Genomic DNA, 5,662 nt, shown 5'->3' with positions numbered 1-5,662 from the left:
TAATAATGAGGAAGTTAGATGGAGTTCTTTAACTGATACTTCTGGAAATGGGGTTGTTTTTGTAAGCAAAGATTTGATGTCAACTTCTGTTTTGCCTTGGAGCGAATTAGAATTAACGCAAACGCCTCATTTCTATCAATTACCAAAAAGTAATGGAACGTATATGCATTTAGATGCTGGTGTTACAGGGCTTGGAGGAAATAGTTGTGGGCAAGGACCACCATTAGAACAAGATCGTGTAAAACCAAACGCAACAACTTTTGGATTTATTATTCGTCCTGTTCAAAGCAATAATTATTCAACGCAAGCAAAAGTAAAAGGAGCAGGAGATTCTCCACTTCTTATTACACGAAACAAAATTGGGGAAGTTACAATTTTGAGCCAAAATCAACATGCAGATTTGTATTACAAAATCGGGAATGGAAAAGAAACGAAGTATACAGAACCTTTCAAATTGAGAGATGCGAATACAATTGTTACTTGGGATAAAAATAATCCGAACATTAAAGTTTCTTCAAAATTTACTAAAATAGAAACGATTCCGTTACAAGTTGTTTTTGCTTCAAGTCAAGAAACTGGAGAAGGAGATGCTGCAAATCTTGTAGATCGTAATCCAAGCTCTATTTGGCATACGATGTATTCTGTCACTGTTGCGCAATATCCTCATTGGGTTGATTTTGATGCAGGAGAATTCAAGATGATTAAAGGATTTACATATTTACCTCGTCAAGATGGAGCTAATGGAAATATAAAAGATTATAGAATTCAGATTAGTTTAGACGGAAAAAATTGGAGTAACCCTATCAAAGAAGGTTCTTTCGAGAAAAACACTAAACTGCAAACAATTTTGTTCGACAAACCAATTCGCGGAAGATATATCCGTTTCACAGCTTTAAGTTCTCAGAATGGACAAGATTACGCTGCTGGATCCGAATTTGGAGTTTTAGTTAACTAACATTTTTACTCATAGTTTTTTCAAAAGAAATTCATATCATACAAATGGTATGAATTTCTTATTTTTATACCTCACATCAATTTAACATCAAGCCAAAATGTCATCAAATCGATATCCTCAACGCATTGTTTGCTTAACCGAAGAAGGAACTGAAATTCTGTATAACATTAATGAACAACATCGTTTAGTAGGAATTAGTGGTTTTACCTATCGTCCGCCACAAGCAAGAAAAGAAAAACCTAAAGTTTCAACTTTTTTAGATGCTAAATTTGAAGATATCATCAATTTGAAACCAGATTTAGTTGTAGGATATTCGGATTTACAAGCAGATATTGCAGCAGGATTAATTAGAAGAGGAATCAATGTGTTTATCTTTAATCACCGAACAGTTGATGAAATTTTAAATATGATTGTGCAATTTACTTCATTGATTGGTTGCCAAGATAAAGGATTAAAATTAGTTGAATCTTATGAAAAGAAACTCGAAGAAGTAAAACAACAAGCTGCTCTCCTTCCCTATCATCCAACAGTTTTTTTTGAAGAATGGGACGAACCAATTATTTCGGGAAGCGCTTGGGTAAATGATTTGATAGAAATTGCTGGAGGAAAATTAGCTTTTCCAGAACTCAAAAATAAAGCTTTGGCTAAAGATCGTATTTTGTTGGCTGAACAAGTGATTGAACGTAACCCTGAAATTATTATTGGTTCTTGGTGTGGTAAAATGTTCAAACCAGAAAAAGTAAAACAACGTATTGGTTTCGAAAATGTAAAAGCAGTTCAACAAAATCATTTATACGAAATAAAATCTGAATTGATTTTACAACCTGGTCCTGCTGCTTTAACCGATGGTTTGGATAAAATTGTGGAGATTATTACAAATTATAAATAAATATATGGATCCGGATTTTTTAATTTTGTATACTAAAGTAATTTTAGTCCTTCACTTCGTATTCGATATTTTATTATTAATTATTTCTATTGTTGCTCACGGAAAAAAAATAAGTTTTAGTAATTATCTAATTTTCATAACAATTTCTATATTACTATTATCAATAATAAGATTATCTATAAAAGAATATCTTGGTGTTTCAATTTATGAACTAAATATAGTAACAAATATTCTCGAAAAACTTTTATACATAGCATTCGGAGTTATCTTAATTCTTGGAGTTTATAAATTAAAAATCAATAAAGAAGAATAAAAAAATCCCGCTTTCAGCGGGATTTAAATTATTGTATAATATTGACTTCTCGAACCAATGTTACGCCATATTTGGTTTTCACATCTTCTATAATTCGTTCAGATAAATCATATATTTCACGTCCAGTTGCATTGCCATAATTCACCAAAACCAAAGCTTGTTTATCGTGAACTCCCGCATCTCCAAAACGTTTTCCTTTCCAACCTGCATGTTCTATCAACCAACCTGCGGCTAATTTCACTCCTGAATCAGTTTTGTAATGAGAAATTTCTGGGTGAAGTTTTTCAATTTCAGCAAATTCTTCATTCGAAATGACAGGGTTTTTAAAGAAACTCCCCGAATTCCCAATCTGCGAAGGATCTGGTAATTTACTTTGACGAATTTTGATTACAGCTGCACTAATTTCTTGAATCGTTGGATCAAAAATTTGCTCCTTTTCCAATTCAGATTTTATTGCACCATATTCAACATGAAGTTTATGACTTTTCTTCGTCAACTTAAATGTAACCGCTACCAAAACATATTGTCCTCTCAATTCGTTTTTGAAAACAGATTCGCGGTAACCAAAATGACATTCTTCATTTGTAAAAGTACGCTCATCACCCGTTTCCAAAACTAATGTCTGAACTTCTTCGATATAATCTTTTACCTCTACGCCATACGCACCAATATTTTGCATCGGCGCAGTACCAACATTTCCAGGAATCAACGAAAGATTTTCTAATCCTCCGAAATCATTTTGCAACGTCCATTCAACAAAATTGTGCCAATTCTCGCTCCCTTGCGCTTTTACGTACACAAAATCATCATCTTCGTTGATAATTTCGATTCCTTTCAAATTTAATTTTAACACAATTCCTGGAAAATCGTCTACAAAAAGCATATTACTTCCTCCACCAATAAATAAGATCGGTAAATCTTTTTGACGACGAAAAACCAAAACTTTTCGCAAATCTTGAATAGTCGCAACATCTGCAAAATATTTTGCCTTTGCCTCTATTCCGAATGTGTTATATAATTTTAATGAATAATTTTCGATGATTTCCATCTTCGTATTTTTCTTATGATCTAATTGTTCCTGGATATTGTTCTAAAGCTTCTTTCAAGATTTCGACAGAACGAACCAAATCTTCTTCTTTCAAAACATAAGCCAAACGAACTTCTTGAATTCCTGAATTTGGAGTTGAATAAAATCCTGCTCCTGGTGCCAACATTACTGTTTCTCCATTTGATGAGAAAGATTCTAATAACCAGATTGCAAATTTTTCTGCACTATCTACAGGTAATTGAATCATACAATAAAATGCTCCTTTTGGATTTGGACAAACAACACCTGGAATTTGTTGTAAACCTTTTACCAAAGTGTTGCGACGTTTTAAATATTCTGTACGACAATCTTCGAAATAAGTTCTAACATTTTTGTGTGCTAAAGTTGCAATATATTGAGAAATTTCAACTGGACTTAAACGCGCTTGAGCATATAACATCGCAGCTTTTAAGAATTTCTCGTTACGTGTAATCAAAGCTCCAGAACGTGCTCCACATAAAGAAAAACGTTTCGATTCAGAATCAATTACAATTGCATTATCTTTCAATTCTGGGAAACTTAAAACAGATGTAAATTCTTCTTCTGTATATAAATATTCTGCATAAACTTCATCCGAAATTAAATAGATATCATGTTTAAGAACTAATTCTTTCAATTGATTTAGTTCTTCTTTCGAATATACATATCCAGTTGGATTTCCAGGATTACAAATTAAAATTGCACGTGTTTTATCCGTAATTTTTTTTGCAAACTCCTCAACAGATGGTAAAGCAAAATTATTTTCGATTGTAGATGGAACTGGAACAATATTTACATCGTTTTCACATGTAAATCCATTATAATTTGCATAAAAAGGTTCTGGAATAATAATTTCATCTCCTGGATTTGCAATAATTCCGAAAATAAATAATAAAGCTTCCGAACCTCCTAATGTTGCAATAAAATTTTCTGGCGTTAATTCAATTCCGCGATTTGTAAAATAATCTGCCAAAGCCTGACGATATTCCAACGTTCCTTCTGAGTGCGTATAAGAAATAATGTTTGAAGGAAAATTTTTCAATCCTTCTAAAACAGCTTTTGGCGACTCAATATCGGGCTGTCCAATATTTAAGTGATAAACTTTCGTTCCTCTTTTTTTCGCTGCATCTGCGTATGGCACCAACTTTCTGATTGGAGAAGCTGGCATATTTTGTGATTTTTCAGATAATATTAACATTTATTGTAATTTTTAAAATTTGATTTGAATTCTTTGGTATTGTTTTTGTAATTTTAAAGTGTAAATATAAAAAACGTTTAATCTCAAAAAAAACTTTATTATGAGTAAATTAAATAATGCAACTAAATTATTAGCAGGTTTAGCAATTGGAACAGCAATCGGAGCAGTAGTAGGTTTATTATATGCGCCAGAATCAGGGAAAGACACTCGCAAAAAATTAAAAAAAGAAGCTGACAAATACAAAAAAGAGTTAGACAAATACGCGAATGATTTTTCTGATAAAGCGAAAAAAACAAAAAAAGAATTAGAAGCTAAATTAGACGAAGTAAAATCAAAATTAGCAGAACAAAAAGACGAGTTTGTAGCAAAAGCGAAAGAAGCTGGAAAAGATTTAAAATCTAAAGCAAACCAAACAAAAGAAGATTTAAAAGACGAATTTCAAGAAAACGTAGGAGTTTAATTTCTTCGAAATACAACATTCCTTAAAATTTATAATTAACTTTGTCTGAAATAAATCAATTTTATGTTTAATGAACTAAAAGTTTATATTAATAATAGAATAACTTTAGCTAAATACGATCTCGTAGATTCGCTGAGTAATATGTTGGCGAGCGGTATTTATGTATTAATTATTGCCGTATTTTCTTTGTTTCTATTATTATTAGGAAGTTTAGCATTAGGATTTATTTTGGGAGGTTATTTTAATGATACAGGATTAGGTTTTCTTGCTGTAACTGGAATTTATTTCTTAATGATGGTTTTTTCTATTCTATTTAGAAAGAAATTAAAACTTTTCTTGACAAATATTGCCGTAGAAAACGCGATGGAAGCTATGTCTAACCAGGAAGATGACGACGATGAAGAATAAAGAACAAATGTCTGCGATAAAAAATTTAGACGATTTGCGAATGGCAAAACGTAAACTAAAATTACAAATGAAAGTTGCTGAAAATAAACATGAAAATTCATTTGTAAATAAAGCAGTTAATCTTGTAACAAACTTAAAATCCGATACAAGTTTTACTTCTTCTAAAGTTGAAAGTGCATTAAATTGGGCTGGAGATAAAGCTTCAAAAAAATATCCAATGAAGGGAATTACAAAAATTTTAATTTCTGGATTGATTATGATAGCGGTTCCAATTATTACGAATAAAATTCAGGAATATATAGAAGAAAAATTATAAAATTATTTGATATTAAAAAACCACTTCGTTTGAAGTGGTTTTTTTGTGTGTTAATTT

At 31.3% G+C, this 5,662-nt stretch carries 8 protein-coding genes; 6 read left to right on the top strand and 2 right to left on the bottom strand.

Annotation, left to right across the window (positions count from 1 at the left end; all coding sequences use genetic code 11):
* From N5D03_RS14515 to N5D03_RS14505, 3 genes are all read left to right on the top strand, one after another.
* Window positions 1-955: discoidin domain-containing protein (locus N5D03_RS14515; RefSeq protein WP_280052069.1), on the top strand; the 955-nt coding region annotated here is incomplete at its 5' end.
* Between the two features lie 97 nt (window positions 956-1,052).
* Window positions 1,053-1,844 carry a cobalamin-binding protein gene (locus tag N5D03_RS14510; protein ID WP_219034207.1) on the top strand — a complete coding sequence of 264 codons (792 nt, stop codon included), beginning with the start codon at window positions 1,053-1,055 and terminating at the stop codon, window positions 1,842-1,844.
* Between the two features lie 4 nt (window positions 1,845-1,848).
* Window positions 1,849-2,157 (top strand): hypothetical protein, encoded by a 309-nt coding sequence (locus N5D03_RS14505; RefSeq protein ID WP_280052068.1) that lies wholly within the window; start codon window positions 1,849-1,851, stop codon window positions 2,155-2,157.
* Between the two features lie 28 nt (window positions 2,158-2,185).
* Here the strand turns inward: N5D03_RS14505 and murB are convergent, their stop codons facing one another.
* The gene (murB, locus tag N5D03_RS14500) at window positions 2,186-3,205 is read right to left on the bottom strand and encodes a UDP-N-acetylmuramate dehydrogenase (protein ID WP_115000010.1); all 1,020 of its coding nucleotides are present in this window, start codon (window positions 3,203-3,205) and stop codon (window positions 2,186-2,188) included.
* A 13-nt stretch (window positions 3,206-3,218) separates the two neighbouring features.
* The gene (locus tag N5D03_RS14495) at window positions 3,219-4,421 is read right to left on the bottom strand and encodes a pyridoxal phosphate-dependent aminotransferase (protein ID WP_280052065.1); all 1,203 of its coding nucleotides are present in this window, start codon (window positions 4,419-4,421) and stop codon (window positions 3,219-3,221) included.
* A 100-nt stretch (window positions 4,422-4,521) separates the two neighbouring features.
* On the opposite strand from N5D03_RS14495, the gene N5D03_RS14490 reads away from it, so the two are divergent.
* The 3 genes from N5D03_RS14490 (at window position 4,522) to N5D03_RS14480 (ending at window position 5,605) form a co-directional block, all read left to right on the top strand.
* Window positions 4,522-4,881, top strand: a complete 360-nt coding sequence (locus tag N5D03_RS14490; protein WP_125350224.1) for a YtxH domain-containing protein — start codon at window positions 4,522-4,524, stop codon at window positions 4,879-4,881.
* A 63-nt stretch (window positions 4,882-4,944) separates the two neighbouring features.
* The gene (locus N5D03_RS14485) at window positions 4,945-5,289 is read left to right on the top strand and encodes a phage holin family protein (RefSeq protein WP_115000006.1); all 345 of its coding nucleotides are present in this window, start codon (window positions 4,945-4,947) and stop codon (window positions 5,287-5,289) included.
* The gene (locus tag N5D03_RS14480) at window positions 5,279-5,605 is read left to right on the top strand and encodes a hypothetical protein (protein WP_115000004.1); all 327 of its coding nucleotides are present in this window, start codon (window positions 5,279-5,281) and stop codon (window positions 5,603-5,605) included. Before N5D03_RS14485 ends, N5D03_RS14480 begins: the two co-directional genes overlap by 11 nt.
* The last annotated feature ends 57 nt before the right edge of the window (window positions 5,606-5,662 follow it).

This window comes from Empedobacter sp. GD03861, from assembly GCF_029840885.1.
GTDB lineage: Bacteria > Bacteroidota > Bacteroidia > Flavobacteriales > Weeksellaceae > Empedobacter > Empedobacter falsenii_B.
Note: the sequence above shows the minus strand (reverse complement) of the source record. Positions and strands in the feature narration are given on the sequence as shown.